This is a genomic window from Novosphingobium sp. AP12 (genome assembly GCF_000281975.1).
Taxonomy (GTDB): Bacteria; Pseudomonadota; Alphaproteobacteria; order Sphingomonadales; family Sphingomonadaceae; genus Novosphingobium.
The window spans coordinates 57,166-74,995 of sequence record NZ_AKKE01000070.1 but is presented as its reverse complement, the minus strand read 5'-3'; the positions used below and the strand labels follow the sequence as shown (position 1 = coordinate 74,995).

General features: G+C 61.7%; 15 protein-coding genes and 1 pseudogene. 11 read left to right on the top strand and 5 right to left on the bottom strand.

Features of this window, described 5'->3' with window-relative positions:
* Window positions 1-122: 122 nt before the first annotated feature.
* The 10 genes and pseudogenes from PMI02_RS12720 (at window position 123) to PMI02_RS12675 (ending at window position 10,881) form a co-directional block, all read left to right on the top strand.
* Window positions 123-641: a TrbI F-type domain-containing protein gene (locus tag PMI02_RS12720; protein ID WP_007683206.1), complete on the top strand. Its 519-nt coding sequence runs from the start codon at window positions 123-125 to the stop codon at window positions 639-641.
* Complete coding sequence (locus tag PMI02_RS12715) at window positions 625-1,173, top strand: S26 family signal peptidase (protein ID WP_007683205.1); 549 nt, start codon at window positions 625-627, stop codon at window positions 1,171-1,173. Before PMI02_RS12720 ends, PMI02_RS12715 begins: the two co-directional genes overlap by 17 nt.
* Window positions 1,170-1,826 (top strand): type-F conjugative transfer system protein TraW, encoded by a 657-nt coding sequence (gene traW / locus PMI02_RS12710; RefSeq protein ID WP_007683203.1) that lies wholly within the window; start codon window positions 1,170-1,172, stop codon window positions 1,824-1,826. Before PMI02_RS12715 ends, traW begins: the two co-directional genes overlap by 4 nt.
* A complete protein-coding gene (locus PMI02_RS12705) occupies window positions 1,823-2,098 on the top strand; it encodes a hypothetical protein (RefSeq protein WP_007683201.1) in 276 nt (91 codons plus the stop codon). The genes traW and PMI02_RS12705 overlap by 4 nt, the downstream gene beginning before the upstream one ends.
* The gene (traU, locus tag PMI02_RS12700) at window positions 2,091-3,098 is read left to right on the top strand and encodes a conjugal transfer pilus assembly protein TraU (protein ID WP_007683199.1); all 1,008 of its coding nucleotides are present in this window, start codon (window positions 2,091-2,093) and stop codon (window positions 3,096-3,098) included. Before PMI02_RS12705 ends, traU begins: the two co-directional genes overlap by 8 nt.
* Window positions 3,095-3,850 (top strand): type-F conjugative transfer system pilin assembly protein TrbC, encoded by a 756-nt coding sequence (gene trbC, locus PMI02_RS12695; protein ID WP_052025548.1) that lies wholly within the window; start codon window positions 3,095-3,097, stop codon window positions 3,848-3,850. The genes traU and trbC overlap by 4 nt, the downstream gene beginning before the upstream one ends.
* Window positions 3,847-5,691, top strand: coding sequence for a conjugal transfer protein TraN (locus PMI02_RS12690; RefSeq protein ID WP_007683196.1), 1,845 nt, complete (start codon window positions 3,847-3,849; stop codon window positions 5,689-5,691). The genes trbC and PMI02_RS12690 overlap by 4 nt, the downstream gene beginning before the upstream one ends.
* A gap of 90 nt (window positions 5,692-5,781) precedes the next feature.
* Window positions 5,782-6,623: pseudogene (gene traF / locus PMI02_RS12685) on the top strand (conjugal transfer protein TraF).
* Window positions 6,623-8,053, top strand: a complete 1,431-nt coding sequence (locus PMI02_RS12680; protein ID WP_007683194.1) for a conjugal transfer protein TraH — start codon at window positions 6,623-6,625, stop codon at window positions 8,051-8,053. Before traF ends, PMI02_RS12680 begins: the two are co-directional and overlap by 1 nt.
* A gap of 11 nt (window positions 8,054-8,064) precedes the next feature.
* Window positions 8,065-10,881 (top strand): conjugal transfer protein TraG N-terminal domain-containing protein, encoded by a 2,817-nt coding sequence (locus PMI02_RS12675; protein ID WP_007683193.1) that lies wholly within the window; start codon window positions 8,065-8,067, stop codon window positions 10,879-10,881.
* Window positions 10,882-11,024: 143 nt separating this feature from the next.
* On the opposite strand, the gene galE is transcribed toward PMI02_RS12675, so the two are convergent.
* Window positions 11,025-12,041, bottom strand: a complete 1,017-nt coding sequence (gene galE / locus PMI02_RS12670; protein WP_007683192.1) for a UDP-glucose 4-epimerase GalE — start codon at window positions 12,039-12,041, stop codon at window positions 11,025-11,027.
* A gap of 191 nt (window positions 12,042-12,232) precedes the next feature.
* Between galE and PMI02_RS12665 the strand changes: the two genes are divergently transcribed.
* Window positions 12,233-13,000, top strand: coding sequence for a bifunctional 2-polyprenyl-6-hydroxyphenol methylase/3-demethylubiquinol 3-O-methyltransferase UbiG (locus tag PMI02_RS12665; protein ID WP_007683191.1), 768 nt, complete (start codon window positions 12,233-12,235; stop codon window positions 12,998-13,000).
* 5 nt (window positions 13,001-13,005) lie between these two features.
* Here PMI02_RS12665 and PMI02_RS12660 read toward each other — a convergent pair whose 3' ends face one another.
* From PMI02_RS12660 to PMI02_RS12645, 4 genes are all read right to left on the bottom strand, one after another.
* Window positions 13,006-13,968 carry a class I SAM-dependent methyltransferase gene (locus PMI02_RS12660; protein WP_007683190.1) on the bottom strand — a complete coding sequence of 321 codons (963 nt, stop codon included), beginning with the start codon at window positions 13,966-13,968 and terminating at the stop codon, window positions 13,006-13,008.
* Between the two features lie 34 nt (window positions 13,969-14,002).
* Window positions 14,003-14,773 carry a polysaccharide deacetylase family protein gene (locus tag PMI02_RS12655; protein WP_007683188.1) on the bottom strand — a complete coding sequence of 257 codons (771 nt, stop codon included), beginning with the start codon at window positions 14,771-14,773 and terminating at the stop codon, window positions 14,003-14,005.
* A complete protein-coding gene (locus tag PMI02_RS25905) occupies window positions 14,760-16,574 on the bottom strand; it encodes an HAD family hydrolase (protein ID WP_007683187.1) in 1,815 nt (604 codons plus the stop codon). Before PMI02_RS25905 ends, PMI02_RS12655 begins: the two co-directional genes overlap by 14 nt.
* 78 nt (window positions 16,575-16,652) lie before the next feature.
* Window positions 16,653-17,603: a M48 family metallopeptidase gene (locus tag PMI02_RS12645; protein WP_007683185.1), complete on the bottom strand. Its 951-nt coding sequence runs from the start codon at window positions 17,601-17,603 to the stop codon at window positions 16,653-16,655.
* Window positions 17,604-17,830: the final 227 nt, after the last annotated feature.

The window sequence follows — 17,830 nt, the reverse complement described above, 5'->3', positions numbered from 1 at the left end:
TGGCGGCGGCCGCCGCCACCAGTTCGACATGATCGTGACATGGGCGCTGGCTGCAGCATTCTGCGCCTGCGGTGTCTTTCGCAGAGATGCCCTGACGCTTCTCCTCCTCAGGAGCGCCGACGATGAATGACAGGGAAACGCCGGCAGCTCCAACTTTTCCGGACGTCTCGGAGCCGCCCGGCGGAGCGCCGGGAAGGCAGGGCGGACGAAGTTTAGGGCTGCGCGACATCCTCCGCGTCGGTGCACTTGTGGGGCTCGTATGCTGGGGGGCATGGGTGACGCAGAGCCTGGTGGACGGGAACCGCGACCACGACCGTTTCGTGAAACTGCAGCTGCAGAGCCTGATCGCGGAATATCTCCAGGCGCAGGCACGTTCGGGCAATGGCGCCGCCGCTGCCGCGCAGGCGACAACGCAATTCATGGGTGAGCTCGACAAGGCAGTGGCTGCGCTCGGCAGGTCGGGGCACGTGGTTCTCGTCAACGAGGCCGTGATCAGCGGGGATATTCCAGATGTGACATCCGCGGTGAAAAAAGCCGTCTACGCACGCGTGCCAGTGCCCGAGGCCGCTTCCGCGCGCCCGGTCCGCGAGGACATGCAGTCCTTCATGGCAACGGGAGGTCCAAGTGCGGGCAGGCCGTGAGACCGCGCTGATGAGCCTTGCCGCCCCCCGACAGCGGCCTTGTAACCGCAGGCTGGGCGCCGCCTGCGCGATCGCGTCGGCAGGCCTCGTCCTGCAGAGCCTCTCGCACTGGAGCGATACCCATGCGCTGATGATAAACGAAAGCAAGTCCCTCCCCAACTGGGCCTTCCTCGTTGAGTCGGGCCGGTTTCCCAGGCGCGGCGAGTACGTCGTGTTCCATCCCGGCCGAGATCCGCTGGTCGCGCGATATTTCGGTGTGAAGCCCGCCCCTTTCGCCAAAATCGCCTACGGCCTGCCGGGGGACATGGTAAGCCGCTCCGGCGCTTACGTGATGGTGAATGGCCACAAGATCGCCCGCCTCAAACCTTTCACCCGCAGGGGCGATCCGCTTGCAGGGGGGGCGACCGGGAGGATACCAGATGGCTGCGTTTATGCCGGCAGCCCGCACCCGGATGGCTTCGATAGCCGCTACGCCGCGATCGGCTTCGTGTGCCGTGACCGGATCGCCGGGGTGGGGAGGCCGATCCTGTGAAACTCCTGGCCTTCCTCAGTGCGGCGGCCATCGGCGCGCTTAGCGGAATTTTTCTGCCGGGGCAGCATACGGCCGGCGCTGTTGATCACGGCCAGGTCGGCGAGGCCTGGCCGATCACTGAGCCCGACCTTCTCGAAGTGATCCGTGCCCGCCTAGAGCGCGCAAAGGCGCGCGGCAGCCTCGACGCCCTCAACGCTCGCTTCGCCGACCGGGTCAAGGCAAGAGTCCAGCGACCTGTGCCCGTGGCGGGTATTGTCGCCGCAGTGGAGGACAGGACCTGGGAATATGATCCCACTGTGAGGATCGATCACGATATTCGCGACCACAAGGGGAACCTAATCGCGGCGGCGGGCCAGCAGGTTAATCCGCTGGATTCGATCCCGCTCTCGAAGAAACTCGTCTTCATCAACGGCGAAAGCCCGGCCGAAGTCTCCTGGGCAATGGAGCAGGGGGATGACTTCAGGGCCAGGATCATCATGGTCAGGGGCGCGCCCTTCGACCTGATGAAGATGAACCAGCGCCGCTTCTACTTCGACCAGGGAGGTTCGCTGACCCAAAAGTTCGGGATCGAGCGTACGCCCGCCTCGGTCGAGCAGAGCGGCAGGATCCTGGTCGTGCGCGAAATAGCCCTGAGGCAAAGGAAGGGCACATGATGGGTTGGCTGCGCACGCGGCTTCCGGTCCCTATGGCCGCGCCCGAGACCGCAGCCCTTCGCGCGGCTCGCCGCCGTCTGATTGCCGCGTTGATGCTGCTCGCAATGCTGACACTGTTCTGGAATCCGGCTGCCAGTCTCCTCGGCGGCGGGGCATTCGCTTTATTCCTGGTGTTGGTCGTATTCACCGCGTTCCAGGGTGCGTTCTGGATCAGTGCGAAGAATGCCGCCGATGACGCCTGGCTGCTTTCGGGAGAATGGCGCGATGAATAGATGGCTGCTCCGGGTCGCCGCCTGTCTGTTTTTCCTCGTGCCCGGTGCCGCCGCAGCGCGAGCGCCCGCAGCAAGCTGTTCGGGCTCGTTCGTGAACCCGATCACCGACGTGTGCTGGGGCTGCATGTTCCCGCTCTCGGTCGGGAGCCTCAAGATCTGGCCGTCCTCGCGCGCCGATACGAACAATCCGAATTCGCCGATCTGCCTGTGCGGTTCGCCGGTCCCGCGCATCGGCGTCGCCATGGGCTTCTGGGAGCCGGCGCGCCTTATTGATGTGACGACGAAGCCATTCTGCTTCCCGAACCTGGGCGGCATCCGGCTCGATCCGGGCCTCTCGATGGGCGGGGGCTATGCCGCCAGCACCGGATCGAACGGCGGCACCGACACGGCGAAGTACCATGTCCACTACTACGTCTACCCGCTGCTCTACTGGCTGGAGATCCTTACCGATTTCCTGTGCTTCGAGCAGGCAAGCTTCGACATCGCCTACATGACTGAGATTGATCCGCTGTGGCAGGACGACGCACTCACCACGCTCATCAATCCTGAAGCGCTGGTCTTTGCCAATTCTCTTTCGCAGGCGGCCTGCGCGGCGGACTGCACGGCGGCGACGGGGGCGCTGCCGCTCGACGAACTGTTCTGGTGTTCGGGCTGCCAGGGCTCGATGTACCCGATGAATGGCAATATCGGTGCGAGCACCGGCCTGACCCAATCCGGGCGGCTGGCGGCTGAGCGCATGGTCTACAAGATGCACCGCCAGGCCCTCGGATGGGGAACGATGGGCTCGAAGGCCCTGTGCGGCAAATACGTCATGCCGATCCTCAAGAAGAGCCAGTACCGGCTGCAGCAGGTCAACCCGGTGCCGATGGTATCGGGGCGCGAATCCTGCTCGCCGATCGGCGGCTCGGTCCTGCTGCCGCGCGCCGCACGCACGTACCCGGTGACGGGCGAGGACATGGGTTTCCTGCTGTGGAGGAAACGCAATTGCTGTGTCCTGTGAACTATCCCGGAATGCGCAGATCGCTTCTCACGATCAGCGGCGCACTGGCAGTCGGGCTGGTCAGCGCCGCGCTCGCGCAGACGCTCGAAGGCCTGGACGTGCATGGGCTTGAGCGGCGCGGTGAGGCGTCGCAGGCCGACGCCCAAGCGCTGATCGACTTCGTGCGCGGCCAGGGCGAGCCGCAGGCCGCGGCCGCGCAGGAACTCGCGAATGACGCCTACGATCGGATTGCCGACCTCGACGTCAGCAGAGTCGCTGGCAGCGCCAGCGACTCTGCCATTGATCTCGACGAGATGGCTGCGGCGGCCAAAGGCAATCTGGCCGGGCCTAAGTCGAGCCCGCTGTTGATCGCCTTCGTGAGCCTGTCGATGCCCGAGGACGCACTGCATCGCACGATCGCTGACACGGCGAGAGCAGGCGGCGTCGTCGTCCTGCGCGGCTTTTCGAAGGAGGGTGCCAAGGCATTCGTCGAAGGCCTCTCGAAGGTCGTCGACCAAAAAGGCGCCGCGAACATCGCCATCGATCCGCGCCTGTTCCGCGCGTTCCGCGTAGACCGGGTTCCGACTATAGTGTCCGCCGCCAGCGCGTTCGAACCCTGCGACCAGCTGGACTGCGTGACCCCTCCGCCGCCGCACGACCGCATCTCCGGCAATGTCACACTGACTTACGCCCTGCAGACCTTTGTCGATGAAGAGGGGCCCGGAGCGCCTGCGGCCCGGGTGGCCCTGGCGAACCTGGCAAGGCATCCGTGAAACGGTGGCAGCTTCTTGTCGCCGTGGGCACGCTACTCGCGCCGCCGGCGTTCGCGCAGTCTCAAACAGCGCGGGATGCCGAGGACTTCGCCCGGTCGATCCGAGATGGTTCGTCCGCCACCGTCCTGCAGCAGGGAGCGGAAAATAGCTTTCCCGCTTACAGCGGCACTGATTTTGACGCCTCGAAATACCTCGATGACGAAAATAGCCTGACCGATGCCGGGGCGGCGCAGCGCTATGCCGATCCGAACTACGGCGTCGTGATCGATCCGGCCCGGCCGGAGTTCGATCCGGCGACGATCGATCTGTCGTCTGCAAAGCTGATCGAGGATCATCCTCGCAGCTATGTTGGCGCTGACGTCGCCCTTGGCGGATCGGCCGGGGCCTGCGAACCGCTGCCGAGCACCGGTCCCAGTAGCTCGACGTACTACGAAACCTGCAATCAGGGTGACCAGGTCCTGACCACAGCGCAGACCTGCACCTCGGTGCTGGACGTGACGGCGGAGAACCGGACCTTCTGGTTCTACTACGCTGCAGCGGAAGGCCCCTTCGCCGCGCTGGAGAGCCTCCAGGATGAGATGGCCGACGGCATCTGCAAGGCCATCGGCCGGGTTCCCTATTGCAGCTCTTCGCCCATCTATGGGCTCACGCCGCGCGGCGACTGCCAGTCGACCTTCGGCAATACCGTGGTCCAGGATATCCAGTGCTCGGCGCCGGCATCGGTCTACGGTAACAAGGTGCTCTTCTTCGACACCCGGTATCCCGCGATCGCGCCGGCGACCGGGCAGCACTGGTACCGCATGGAGGATCAGCCGGCGCTGGTCTCCGCCGTGCGCAATGACAGCGCCTGCACCCCTTTCGCAGGCAATGCGCAGTGCGCGGAGCAGACCGCCGAGGTATGCACGGACAGCGACCCGATCACCCGCGTCATCAACGGGGTTTCCGTCACGCAGCCCTGCTGGGCGTGGACGCGAAGCTTCCAGTGCACAGAGCGCCGGACGGCGAACGACTGCGGCGAACTGGCCGCCAGACCCGAGTGCCGGTTCGACCACCAGGAATGCCTCAGTGAAGACGAAAACGGCTCGTGCAACGTCTACGACAGCGTCTATGCCTGTACGACGCCGGCTACGGGCGGCGGAGCGCCGGCCGCATACGTGTGCGCCGGCGACCTGTACTGCCTCAACGGCGAATGTACCCAGGTCGAGCGTGAGGCCTCGACCGAGTTCAAGGACGCCATGGTCGCGGTCCAGACGATGGGCAATGTCCGGGGCGAGTTCGATCCCGACACGCTGGCTCTATTTGGCGGCGAAAAGGCCGGGTGTCACAAGCCGGTGTTCGGGCTGGTGAACTGCTGCGCCGGCAAGACTTCCGGCCTGCTGACCACCGCGGCGGGCGCGGCGGCGATCGCCAGCGGGCCCGCCGCCATTGCGGCGCTGGCCACACCGTTTCTCACGACGTTTCTGTGCGGAAGCGAGGAGAAGATGCTCGACGTCAAGGATCGCATGGGCCTGTGCCACTATGTCGGCAGCTACTGCTCGGACAAGGTGCTCGGTGTCTGTACCTCGAAGCGCAAGTCCTACTGCTGCTTCGAAAGCAAGCTCAGCCGCATCCTGCAAGAGCAGGGCCGCCGGCAGATCGGCAAGGACTGGGGCGAGGCCAGGGAGCCCACTTGTGAGGGGTTCAGCATCGAGGAATTCCAGCGGCTCGATCTGTCGGAGATGGATTTCAGCGAAGTCTATGACGAGTTCGTCGATGCCGTCAGGGTGCCGGACGAGGTCCAGACCTCGATCGAAATCCAAGGCAGGATCGAGGACTACTACCGGCTGCACCAGGGGACGTGAGCGGCATGCGGGACCATCCTCGGTACCCGCAGGTCCGCCGTTCCCGGGGCCGCACCGGCACATTTTCCGGTCGTTCGGAGGAGCCCAGCCATGCGTGAATTTGGATCTCTCGCTTTCATCTTACCTGTCGCCCTGACATTTGCAGCCAGCTCGTTTGCAGCACAGGCACAAGACAATCCCTCCGCAGCAATTCCGGCGTCACCGATCCAAGTGGGCACGGCCCGCGACGCCTTTTATTGCGAGCAGCGAAAGCTGGGCAGCTGGTTCTACTGTGACCTCGAACAGAAGGCAGAAACCGACAAGGCCAAGCCGGCGCGGCCGGCAATGCCCGCAGCAAAGCAGCTGGCAGCGATCACCGAACAGTTGGACGAGCTAAAAGCCAGGGCAATCCTCGAGCCGACGACTGAGAACCTGACCGCCTACATGCATTATCAGCGCGAGCAGCTCGATCGCGCGTCCACCTTCGCAGATGTGTGGGGCAGGGCGGTCTGGCAGAACCCCGAGCTCGACTACACGCTCGAGCGGCCGATCAATACGCTGGGCAAGCAGACATGGCTTGCCGATCGCAAGGCCGCGAAGGCCTCGGCGATGAAGGCACTCGCGCAACGCTACGGCGTCTTCTATTTCTACGCATCGGCGTGCTCCGCATGCCGTGTCTTCAGTCCGATCATCCGCTCGCTCTCCGACCAGTACGGGCTCGAGGTCATGGCGGTCTCAATGGACGGTGGCCCGAACGAAGCTTTCCCGCGCTATGCGGTCGATACAGGCCAGTATGAGCGCATGGGGCTGACCGGCAACCAGGTGCCCGCACTCGTCCTGTCGACACGCAGACCAGGCAGCCGATCCCAATCGGCTACGGCCTGATGGCGGGGGACGAGGTGATGGACCGCATCTTCACGCTGACGCGTACCGAGCCCGGGAGGGACTACTGATGACAAAAGTTTGGGCCGCAGCTGCGCGCCGGGGCGGGATCGCGCTCGCCATTCTTGCCGCCGGGCAGATGGCCCTCGTACCCGCGCAGGCGGATGTCGGAGGAGAGCTCAACGATTTCTTCAATGATGTGGGCGGGGCCGGCAATGCCTATGGCCCGACAGCCTTCCAGGGGCAGTCGGCAGGCTATTACACCGGTGGGGGCGTGTGGATGCGGTTTCCCAGCAAACAGCTCAGCCCCGTTAACATCCAGCTGCCCAGCGTGAAAGCCGGGTGCGGCGGCATCGATATGTTCGGCGGCTCGTTCTCGTTTATCAACACCGACCAGATCGTCGCCATGCTCAAGGGCGTGGCCAGCAACGCCCTAGGCTTTGCCTTCCAGCTCGCGATCAAGTCGATCAGCCCGCAGATATCTCAGACCATCGAGGAAATGGCCCAGAAGATCGAGAAATTGAACCAGATGAACATCTCCTCCTGCGAAGCGGCGCAGGGCCTCGTTGCCGGGCTGTGGGGCGAGAGCCAAGGCCGCGATTCCGAGGTCTGCAAGGCGATCGCCAACTCCCAGGGCTTCGCGACGGATTGGGCCAAGGCGCGGCAGGACTGCAACGCGGGCGGTCAGCGCACCGAGATCATTAGTAAGAACGGCGACGAGGCAATCCCGTCAAAATCCTACAACTACACCTGGCACATGCTCGAGAAGAGCTATCCGTCGTTCGACCGCGAGTTCAAGGAATACCTGATGTCACTGGTGGGCACGATCATCTACCAGCGCGCCGACACCGACGAAGGCAGCGGCACGGTCCGGTACGTCGGGCAAGGCAACCGCGAACTCATCCAGGCGCTGCTTCTCGGCACGCCTGGCACCAGCGTTCTGCGCTGTGACGACACGGAGAATTGCCTGGAGCCGGCGCCGAGTGGCACGGTGTCGATCAGCAAGGCGCAGGCGCTGCAGCCGAGGGTTGCCGCCCTGATCGGCTCGATGGCCGCCAAAGTGAAGTCCAATGAGGCTTTGACGCCCGAAGAGGTAGGAATCTTGGGCGGCACGAGCGTTCCTCTCTACAAGATCATAACCGTCAACGCCGCGGCTCAGCTCGGCGGCATGACGGAGGCCGACATCCAGGGCCTTGCCGAAATCGTCGCCGTCGACATGCTCGAGCAGATTGTCCAGGAATTCTACGGATACGTACAGAAGGCGCAGGGCTCCTTCAACGAGGCGGACAAGGCGACGCTGGCGCAGTGGCGTGAGCAGCTCCATACCGTCAGCAAGGTCCTCGACGGCTACAGCTACAGCCTGAACGAGCGGCTCGTGCGAACCCAGACTTTCGTGGAAAAGGCGGTCTTCCTCGAGAGGACCCTGCGCAACTCGATATCCCCCCAGATGTCGGCGGCGCTCTCTTTCCGGTCTGGCGCTGCGGCGCAAGGGCTCGACTAGGGGGCTTTGGAATGCTGGAGGTCTTCACGGTCGGCGGGGGCGAATATATCGTCAACGTCCTGAATGCCGTCGCATCCTGGACCGGGGGAGGGGGCTTTCGCTCCCTGATCCAGGTCACGATGGTAATGGGCCTTGCCTATGTGCTGCTGGTCGTGGCCTTCAGCCTCAACTGGAAGGCCTGGTTCCAGTGGTTCCTGTCGGCAACGCTGATGTACGGCGCGCTGATCGTCCCGACCACGAGCGTCAAGGTCACCGACCGCATCAATCCGGGCCTGGCACCAGCGATTGTGGCAAACGTACCCGTTGGGCTTGCTGCCATCGCCTCCTTTACGAGCCAGATTGGCGACTGGCTGACCAAGCAGGCCGAAATGGTTTTCGTGATGCCTGACACCCTCGCCTTTCGCACGAACGGGATCATCTACGGGGCACGCCTCTATGACAAGACGCGGGATTTCAGATTTCGTGACCCGCGTGTGCGCGCGAACCTGTCGGAATATTTCAGGCAGTGCCTGTTTTATGATTTTCTCCTGGGTCAGAAGAACCCCGCCGATGTCATGAACTCGGACGACATCCTGCGCGATATGGGGCCGGGCTCCCCGGCCAGAGCTATGTCATTCTGGAACGCAGATGGCTCGTCGCAGATCAGGACGTGCGCGGCGGTGTACGCCGAATTTCAGGGCACGACCGGCTTCCCGAGATACACGGATGAGGAACTGCTGCGGACGGCTCCCACCTTCTTTCCCAACCTTACTCAGGTGGCGGCGAAGTCCAAATTGGAAGCCGATCTTCCCGCGGTAGCAGCGGCGTTCCACGGCTCGGCACAGAATGCCGCCCAGCTTTTTCAGCAGCGTGCGCTGACCGATGTGTTTCTCGAAGCGCGGGCCAACCTATCGGGCGCCGACGGTGACACCTTCGCGATGATGCGCGCTGAAACGCAGGCCAAGAATACCTACACTTCGATTTCGCAGCAGGCGATGACCTGGGTGCCGCTTCTCAACATCGTCCTGGTCGTCGTGTTTTATGCCATGTTCCCCGTGATCTTCCCGCTGTTTCTCCTGCCGCAGACGGGCGTGGGCGCGCTGAAAGGTTACCTCACCGGGTTCTTCTATCTGGCCGCTTGGGGTCCGCTCTACGCGGTCTTGCATATGTTCATCATGGGGCGTGAGGAGGCCGCCATGGCCGCGGCGTCGCCTGGCAAGATGACGATGGCAACGATCGAAAGCATCGATGCCGTCAATGCGGACACGGCCACGATCGCGGGCTTCCTGATGATGTCGATTCCGTTTCTGGCGGGCGGGCTCGCGAAAGGCGCGCTGACGATTTCGAGCCAGGCGACCTCGATGTTGGCGCCGGCGCAGGCGGCGGCAGAGGCGGCGGCGATCGAGCGCACGACTGCAAACTACGCCTACGGCAACCAGAGCTTCCAGAACCTCACGGGCAATGTGGTCCAGCGCGACCAGTGGAACACCGCGCCGGTGTATTCTGGAGGGTTCGGCCGCTCGACGTTCGTTAACGACAACGGAACGCAATCATCCCAGACCTCCGATGGCACGGCGATCTACGATAACAGGTTCGCTATCAGTAGCCTTGGCTTCACGCCAAGTGTGTCCCGCTCTACCATGGCCGAAGTGAGCCAGGCGGCTGCCGAGCTCGAGACACGCCGCTCGTCGCTGACGAACTCCAGGTCGGAGCGAGTGGCCGCGCTGGAGCGGGCAGGGTTCAGCGAAGCGAGCGGGTTTCGGACGTCCAGTGGGTCAGAAGCATCGTCTGGACATGGCAACACGGCAAGTCGGGGAGAGAGCCATACCCAGTCGCAAGGCTCAACGGATCAGACTGGTTCGTCACGGGATATCGGCCAATCGACAGATGCTAGCCGGTCGTCTCAGGATCAATACAGGGCGGGCAATGGCACCAACTTAGCCGTGAGTGCCTCCCTACCGGTTCTCGGACGGGGAGCTAGCGCTGCGGGTCGAAAAGGCAGTGCCATTGGCGGTGGATCTTTCTCTGGAAGGATCAACAAAGAGGCATTCGACGGCGTCCAGTTTAGCGATAGCGTAAATGAAAGCAGGTTCGACAAATCTAACATCCAATCGAGCGAGACCAATCGACAGAGTGAAGACCACAGCGAAGATTACCGCCTGAACGAGGAGGGCTACTCACGAAATGCCGACTTCTCGCGCAACGAGGACTATTCGGAACGCCGCTCATTCCGTGACAAGACGGTCGAAGAGATCCGCGCCATCGACAGGCAGCTTGCTGAGATTCAGGACACTTCCCGTTCGCTTGGAACGACTTGGACGAGGCGCGAGGGCGGCGGTATGCAGGTCAGTCAGGACCTCTCTCAGATTGTCGCGAGCCGCTATCAGGAATACGCGAGCAGCGCTGAGTTTCGGGCGCTCGGGGCGCCATCGCTGCAAGCCGTGGACCTCAGTCCGACACAGATGCGTGCACGCGACATGATCGTCGATAGGATAGCCAGGGATTACGTTGACCAAATCATGGAGCCTGTTCGCGACGAGCTTGTGTCCCCGACCGAATTAGGTGGTTCAGTGCAGGTGCCGGGCGATTTCAGCGAAGCGGATTTGCGGAGTAGTGTCGGTTCTGGTGGTGGTGGTCGTCGCGGTGGCCCCGGTGGCGGCAACGGCGTTGCGGATTTTGAAGCTGAAGTGCGTGGGGCTATCAAGGAGGGCAGCGCCTCAATCGAGAACCGACGAATCGCTTCAGAGGGCATCCGACGAGGGGCTGTGCAGGGCGCCGCAGATCTTGGTCAGGAAGCCAACGAGCGAACCAATCGTACTTGGTTTCAGGAGAAGGATCGGCGGCGTTAGATCAGCGTCCCGTACACCATGACGAAAAACAATATCACGGAACCTGGCACGCAGACCAAGGGCTGACGTGGGGTGCGCGGGCAACAAATTCACGTTTGCTGATTTCAGATATCTTGAAGCGAGCTCGCATCCTGTCGAGCGCTTTATGGAACCTTGACGCTATCCAGCTTGCGTTCCCAGGCCAGCGCGTGCTGCACGATGACGGATAGGTCAGCGTATTGAGGAACCCATGGAATGGTCGTCTTGATACGGCTGTTGTCGGAAATGAGGGAATCCGGATCGCCAGCCCTTCGTCCCTCGAGACGGCGCTCCAGTTTCTTGTTGGTCACCCGGTCGACCGCATCTAGCACTTCGAGAACCGAGAATCCGCTTCCGTACCCGCAATTCATCGTCAGCGACCGATCCGGCTTCGAGACAAGCGCCTCGAGCGCTTGGACGTGAGCATCGGCGAGATCCGACACATGGATATAATCGCGTACGCCGGTACCGTCTGCAGTATCGAAGTCCGTTCCGAAGACGGCCACGTGGCTCCGCTTCCCGAGCGCCGCTTCCACAGCGACCTTGATGAGGTGAGTTGCTCCTGCGGTTGACTGTCCAGTTCGACCAGCAGGGTCCGCCCCGGCGACATTGAAGTATCGCAGAGCGCAGTAGTTGAAGGCGTGAGCCCTGCTGACATCCGCGAGCATTGTCTCGGTCATCAGCTTCGACATGCCGTAAGGGTTGATTGGTACCTTTGGGCTATCTTCGGTTACAGGCGAAACCTTCGGGATGCCATAAGTCGCGGCGGTCGAGCTGAAGATGAAATGCGGCACACCGGCCTTTACCGCGGCATCGATCAGTGCCCGGCTTTTGGCGGTGTTGTTGTGGTAGTACTTTAGCGGGTTTTCGACGGATTCGGGGACCACGACTGACCCCGCAAAGTGCATGATGGCGCCAACCCCATCGCCCATTCCGTGTTCAGCAAAAATGCGGGACACCAACTCGCTGTCTTCAATGTCCCCCTGATAAAGGGGTACACCCTCGGGAACGGCAAAACGGAACCCGGTGGTCAGATTGTCGATGACCGCAACAGGCCAACCGGCATCCAGAAGGGCCAAAACAGCGTGGCTGCCGATATAACCGGCACCGCCAGTGACCAGAACGGGAGGTTTGGTAATCATGCTCTACCTTCGCACATGCCCAAAGGCAGCCTGAACAACTCCGGATTTCATATTCGGCGCGCTGCAGTGCGTCAAACGGTTCTGCAAGTCATCATGTGACAGCTGAGTCACTGACGATCCCGGTAGTTTCCGCGGTTGCGACAAGGCTCGATTCGCCATTGCCTAGAGCTGTGTTCTGGCATTAGGAAGCGGTGCGGGATTGGCAAAAATCAGTCCTGCTTTCTGGCGGTCCGAGAAAGTCCCAAGCCATCCACTTCGATCAAAGCCATCTTGCGGCATTCCGTGATTTTCGCCCCACGCTCAGCGAGCTTATCGCAGCGTATCCCGAGGCGCGGCTGCTTGAACTCGGCGGCGGGCGCAAGCCTTCCTTCTCGTTGTCAGAGTTGCCGGGCAACATCGCCAGCTACACTGTGAACGATATCGATCCTTCCGAGCTGGCCCGCACTGCAGACGAATATGACAAGGCCTGCTTCGATGTGACCGGAGATGTGAGCGAATTCGAGGGCCAGTTTGACGTCATTTTTTCGCGGACGCTTATTGAGCACGTCAAGGATGGCGTTCAGATGCATCGCAATGTCATGAAGCTGCTCAGGCCCGGCGGCGTCGCTTTCCACATGGCTCCGACGCTCTATGCGGTGCCATTTGTCATCAATAAATATCTACCTGAGACCCTGTCCACCGGGCTGCTCTATGCTCTTGCACCGAAGCGCAGGCACAACCGCAACAAGTTTCCCGCCCACTACTCATGGTGCTATGGTGACAGGAGAAAGATGCAGGCGATGCTGGAAGGCGTCGGTTTGCGCAGCATCCGAATCCGGACGTTTTACGGCCACGCCTACTTCGAGAAAATCCCGCTTCTGCGTCAAGTAGACAGGGCGCTTTCAAATCTCGCGGCTGACCGGGACTGGTCGGCTCTCGGTTCCTACGCGCATATCACGGCCTACAAGCCACTCACCTGACCGGCTTAGCCGGCGCGCCGCATCCAGAAGGAGCAGCCGTCTCTTCCGGGGGGAAGCGCAAATCCTGGTACCACATTGGCGAAAGCCTTAGGGTGCTGGCGGCCGATCCAGTAATTGGCCAGCATGACCTCGAACCTGTCACCCCCGCTCAGCAGAGCCTCCATCACGTACTGCTCGGTCCAGATCTTGCGTTGTTCGACGACCAGATAAGGATGCACGTCATGCGGGGTGTAGACGTCGTGGACGTGTATGACGACGCCCGGCGCTAGGCGCGGTAGGATTTGAAGATATTCCCGGACGACGTCGCCTTGCGGGCGCACAGTGTGCGAGGAATCGATGAACAGGACGTCGCCGGCCTCCAGTTCGTCGAACAACGCCAGCGGTATGTCTTCAAGGCGCTTGCGCACGATTGTAGCACCCGTCTGCTCGAGCCAGGGCATCTCGTAGGGCTCGATGCACAGATGGCTGCACGCTGTGGCGTTCCGGGAGAGAGCTGCGCTGGCAACTCTGGTCGAGAATCCCGATCCGATCTCGTACATCCGCCGTGGCTGCAGATGGCGCAGCATTGAATAGAGCACATAGCTGTCGATCCGCGCAAAATTGGGATTGTCGAAATCGAAGCCGGCGAGCGCGGTTTCGCATTCCGCGCTGAATGACAGGTCGGATAGCAGGGCGACCTGATGTTCCTCGCGCATGTCGATGCCAGGAAGCTCGCGAGGAGCATCGAGATCGGCGCCCAGATCTGACTGAAAAACCACCGGGCTGTAGTAATGATGCCGTAAAACCGCGATCCCTGCGGAATCGAGAATTCTGCGGGCCAGTCGGCCGCGCCAGCCAAGACGCGCAACCAGAAGCATGACAGGCGTAGCGAGCAGGACCAGGGGGCTAAGCAGCAGATCAACGAAGGGGGCGAGCCGTTCGACCGCCATGCGTCCTGGCGACACCCGGTAGGGAAATTTGCGCGTCACGTGTTCATTCCGTTCATTGGGTCACCGCGGACTTTCAAGCAAAGCACGCGCGCGCAAGGGCATTTCGGACTGGAAGTATCTCGATATCTGCGTCGCGACAGGCCCGCACGGCGCCGGCGAGAACGCCGGCTTCCGTACCGAAGGGCGTCGGGTTGCCACTCACATCATGGGTGTAGAAGATCAACCAGCCATTCTCGGCCTTTGCCTTCTCTAGAATGTGAGCCAATGCCTTCGGATCGAAAACGCTCGATTCCAGACTGACGGCTTTCAGTTGAGCGAGATCCAGAGATCCTGAGTTGATCCCGGGTGCGGTGCCGCGGCAGCAAGCGAAGTGGCGGGAGTAATACCGTTTTGCTGTAATAGAGGCGTGGCCGAACGGGTAGGCGAACGAAGTGGCGATTACGTCACCGGCGACATCGGAAACAAACCGCGCGTTTCGCGTCCGGTCTTCGTCGAGCGCCGCGCGATCATGTCGCGGCACATGGATATGGGCGAAAGTGTGGTCCCCGATCTCGTGGCCGCGCCGCACCAGATCGACAAGATCGGCTTTGTCAAAATAGGAAGTGTCGCCGTCAGCTCCACCGCACAGACCTCCGGCTACATAGAACGTGCCGACCGCACCGTATTCCTCGAGCAAGACCGCTCCGTTATGGGCCGCGCTGGCGGGGAAATCGTCGAACGTGAAACTGGCGACTGGTGCCGTGAGGCGGGATTTCACTCGTTTCACTGGGATATGGGGCGGCACGCGGTAGTCAATGAAATCTCGGATGCGCTCGACAGCTCCCCGACGCTTAATGGCTCTCAAGATCGAACTCCGGCAGCAGTTCCACGGTGACCAGCGATGCATTTTCCAGGACTGTGGTTGTCGGCAACAACCACGTGATTTCGTCTCCCTCTGCCGGGACGGGGGCAGGGGCAAATCCCAGTTCCTTCAAAAGTCTGGCTGAAGCTTCGTTACGGGTGGATGGCCGATACAAAATTCGCAGGTTCTCCTGACCGAGCGTGCCGACCAGGCCTAGAAGGTACTGGACGAGGGCATGTTCCACGAATTTACGCTGAACGCGGCAGCTCATAAACAGATCGAGCACGGTGCCGCTCGAACGGTCGAGCGCCAGAAAGCCAATTATTCCGTAGTCCCCAAAACGATCCCGGCAGCTCAGTACGAGCGGGGTGATGCTGTCATCTTCCGCAAGCCTGGCCACTTCGGCCCGGGTATAGCGGCTTGCTCGGAAGTTGAGCTGATTGGTGCGCTGGGTGAGCTCGAAGGCACGCTCAGCTGTCAGCGCGCTGACGGGCGTAATTGTGAGACGGATATCGCAGCTGGCTACAAAGGCCTTGTAGTCGGTCTTCATGGGATTGAAGGCCTGAGCGCGGTGTCCCTCGGCCTGATACATCTCACGGCGCCGCTTGCTTTCGGCCGTCACCGGCACGTCGAATCGCGGGTTCGCAAGCAGTCCTGCCGTGTCAGTCTCGGGAAAGACCGCGATCGTGGGATGCGCCACCTGAACCTGCGCCCGCTCGAATGCCAGATCGTCGACGAAGGCGAAGCTGTCGATGCCGAGATCGAGACTGGCTGCGATCTGGGCAATGCCATCGCTTTTGGGCTCCCAGCCAATTTGCGGATGAAGGAAAAGATGATCGATCCCAAACATCGTAAGCGCGTCGACGGCTAGAGGCGCGTCATTTTTACTGGCGATCGAATTAAGGATGCCGCGGCGATCGAGCTCCTGGATAGTCTCAACCACATCCCGCCGCAGCGTCAGGCCTTCCAAGCCATCATCTGCCAGCGTGCCGTCCCAAAGGGTATTGTCCAGATCCCAGACCACGACCTTGATCGCGCCGACCGGCTGGTCCCTGGCAGGGGTTGACTGATGATCGTCAACTAATGTGCGAAAGTCCGCCAAACCCAGGTAAATCTCTCTTCCCTGGGCGTCTCCGACAGGCTCGATCTGCACGAGGTAGGGCTGATCGAGGTCCAGCGACCCGGCTATCTCCCTGGCTGAAATCTCTAGGCGCATGTACTGCCGTGACACGGTGAACGCACATTGGAACATGCGCTGATCACTTCCCGAGAGAAAGGTGAGCGTCATCTCGAAAGGGTGTGCGCTGGGTGTCCAGGCCTCGATGGTAAATTTCACCTCTGGGAAATCTAGGACGTCCGCCGACGGCCAGCGATTCTTCCAGCGGTTCCAGCGCTGGATCCAGTTCTGCTTGGGCTCGAATGGTAAGGGCGCCGCGACCAGCCCGGCACCGACGAAACGATCTATCGCGCCCAGTCGCGCACTTGCAGCCGTTGAGAATAGTCCCGCAGGGCCCGTGGCTTCCAGTTTGCCCCATTTGCGGAAAACGATGCGCGTGATCTGGGCGTCGGCGCAATCGATGCTCTCGATGCCGTTTTCGAAACGCTGGCAGGTGAGATCCGGGCGCGGGGTATAAAATGCACAGGTGAACTGACAGCTGGGAAAGGAGCACTCCGTGCAGTGCTCGCCCCAGACAAGCTGGCTTCGCGCCAGCACCCGGCTCTGATAGCTGCGGAACGCCTGTGCCGGGAATTCCGCAGGGGGGAGGTAGCGCTGCCTTGCCGATCGCCAGGTCGTTTCCTTCAAGATCTTATTCCGTGCAGGCCACCGCGTTGTCGCTGTGTTGTACCTAGCATGTGCGGATGGGGAAGCTATCCCCCAATATCAGGGACGCGTTCCATCGGGCGCGATTTCAAGGCTGACGAGTGGGCACGAAGTGGGTGGGGCAGACAAGACTGCCGCGCGGATTCTCTTGACCCGGTGCTTCATGCTGCCATGCGTGGGCGCGTTGAAGAGCGGCATCCAGTCGCGTTTGCCGAGCCGGGTCAGGATCCCTACTCCGCGCGCGATATCGAAGCCGGCGCAGCGTGCGATGGCAGCGCCCGTCAAATCGGCGCGGGCCTCCGCAGCACGCCGGGCAGGCACGCCCATGTCGCGTTTGTCCTGGTACAGGACATGAGCGAGTTCATGTCCCAGGACCAACGCCAGTTCATCGTCATTGAGCGCAAACTCAACAAGTGCTTCCGAAATCGCGACATTTGCGGTGTCGCTGTAAGCCCGGAGGCCCTCGCCCGTCTTGAGAAGAAAACGCGCCCCGCATCGGCTGCGTCTCGCGACAGGCACGTCCACGTCCTGGCCTTCGCGCTTGACCGTCAGCATCAACTGTCGCTGAGCGGGGAGCGCTGCAGTAAGCGCCTGTATGTCATCAGCGAGAAGATCTGGGTCCTTGGCCCCGGCGGCTAGATCCCGCCATCCCCTGCCGTCGATGGCGACTATCTCATCTGCCGGCCGAAGACCGGCCTTATCGGCGGCGCCTCCGGGAACGACAGAGGCAATCTGCGGTGCGTCTCCGAGCCTAAGTACCTGTCTGATGAATGGCCGATCGCGGGCGGTGTAGGCGCCGATGTAATCGAATTCCGCGCCAATAGGCGCCAACCGGTTCGTGCAAACACGATCGGCAGCGTCCTCAAGGCGCCAGCCTATCCCCGAGATCCGGGCGATCTGAACTTGGATCCGCTCTGGCCAGGGCAGCGCATCTTGCGCTTGTGCCATGCAACTCATCAGGCCCCAGCTGGCAATCAGAATCCTCAGCAGCTTGGACAGATGGCCGGACATGGCCCGCATGCCAGCAATTCGATATGCAGTTTTCTGGGGGAACTCTTGCATGTCTGGCAGCACCAATTCGTCTCATCGCGCGCGAAATCAGGTTCCCCTTGCGCCACTTCGGCAGCAATGCAACGCTCTTGCCGCCGCGATGATTGATTTCGTCGATCAGCTCGGCATCTTGATCATGCTAATGCAGTCCGCAACAGTATCCTTTCGCGGAGCAGCGGCAGCCTGTG

Bases quoted from the DNA above. Each gene is read 5' to 3' on its own strand.
- PMI02_RS12705 (WP_007683201.1), top strand. From the start codon at position 1,823: ATGATGGGTTGGCTGCGCACGCGGCTTCCGGTCCCTATGGCCGCGCCC.
- PMI02_RS12675 (WP_007683193.1), top strand. From the start codon at position 8,065: ATGCTGGAGGTCTTCACGGTCGGCGGGGGCGAATATATCGTCAACGTC.
- PMI02_RS12720 (WP_007683206.1), top strand. From the start codon at position 123: ATGAATGACAGGGAAACGCCGGCAGCTCCAACTTTTCCGGACGTCTCG.
- PMI02_RS12645 (WP_007683185.1), bottom strand. From the start codon at position 17,603: ATGTCCGGCCATCTGTCCAAGCTGCTGAGGATTCTGATTGCCAGCTGG.
- PMI02_RS12680 (WP_007683194.1), top strand. From the start codon at position 6,623: ATGACAAAAGTTTGGGCCGCAGCTGCGCGCCGGGGCGGGATCGCGCTC.
- galE (WP_007683192.1), bottom strand. From the start codon at position 12,041: ATGATTACCAAACCTCCCGTTCTGGTCACTGGCGGTGCCGGTTATATC.
- traU (WP_007683199.1), top strand. From the start codon at position 2,091: ATGAATAGATGGCTGCTCCGGGTCGCCGCCTGTCTGTTTTTCCTCGTG.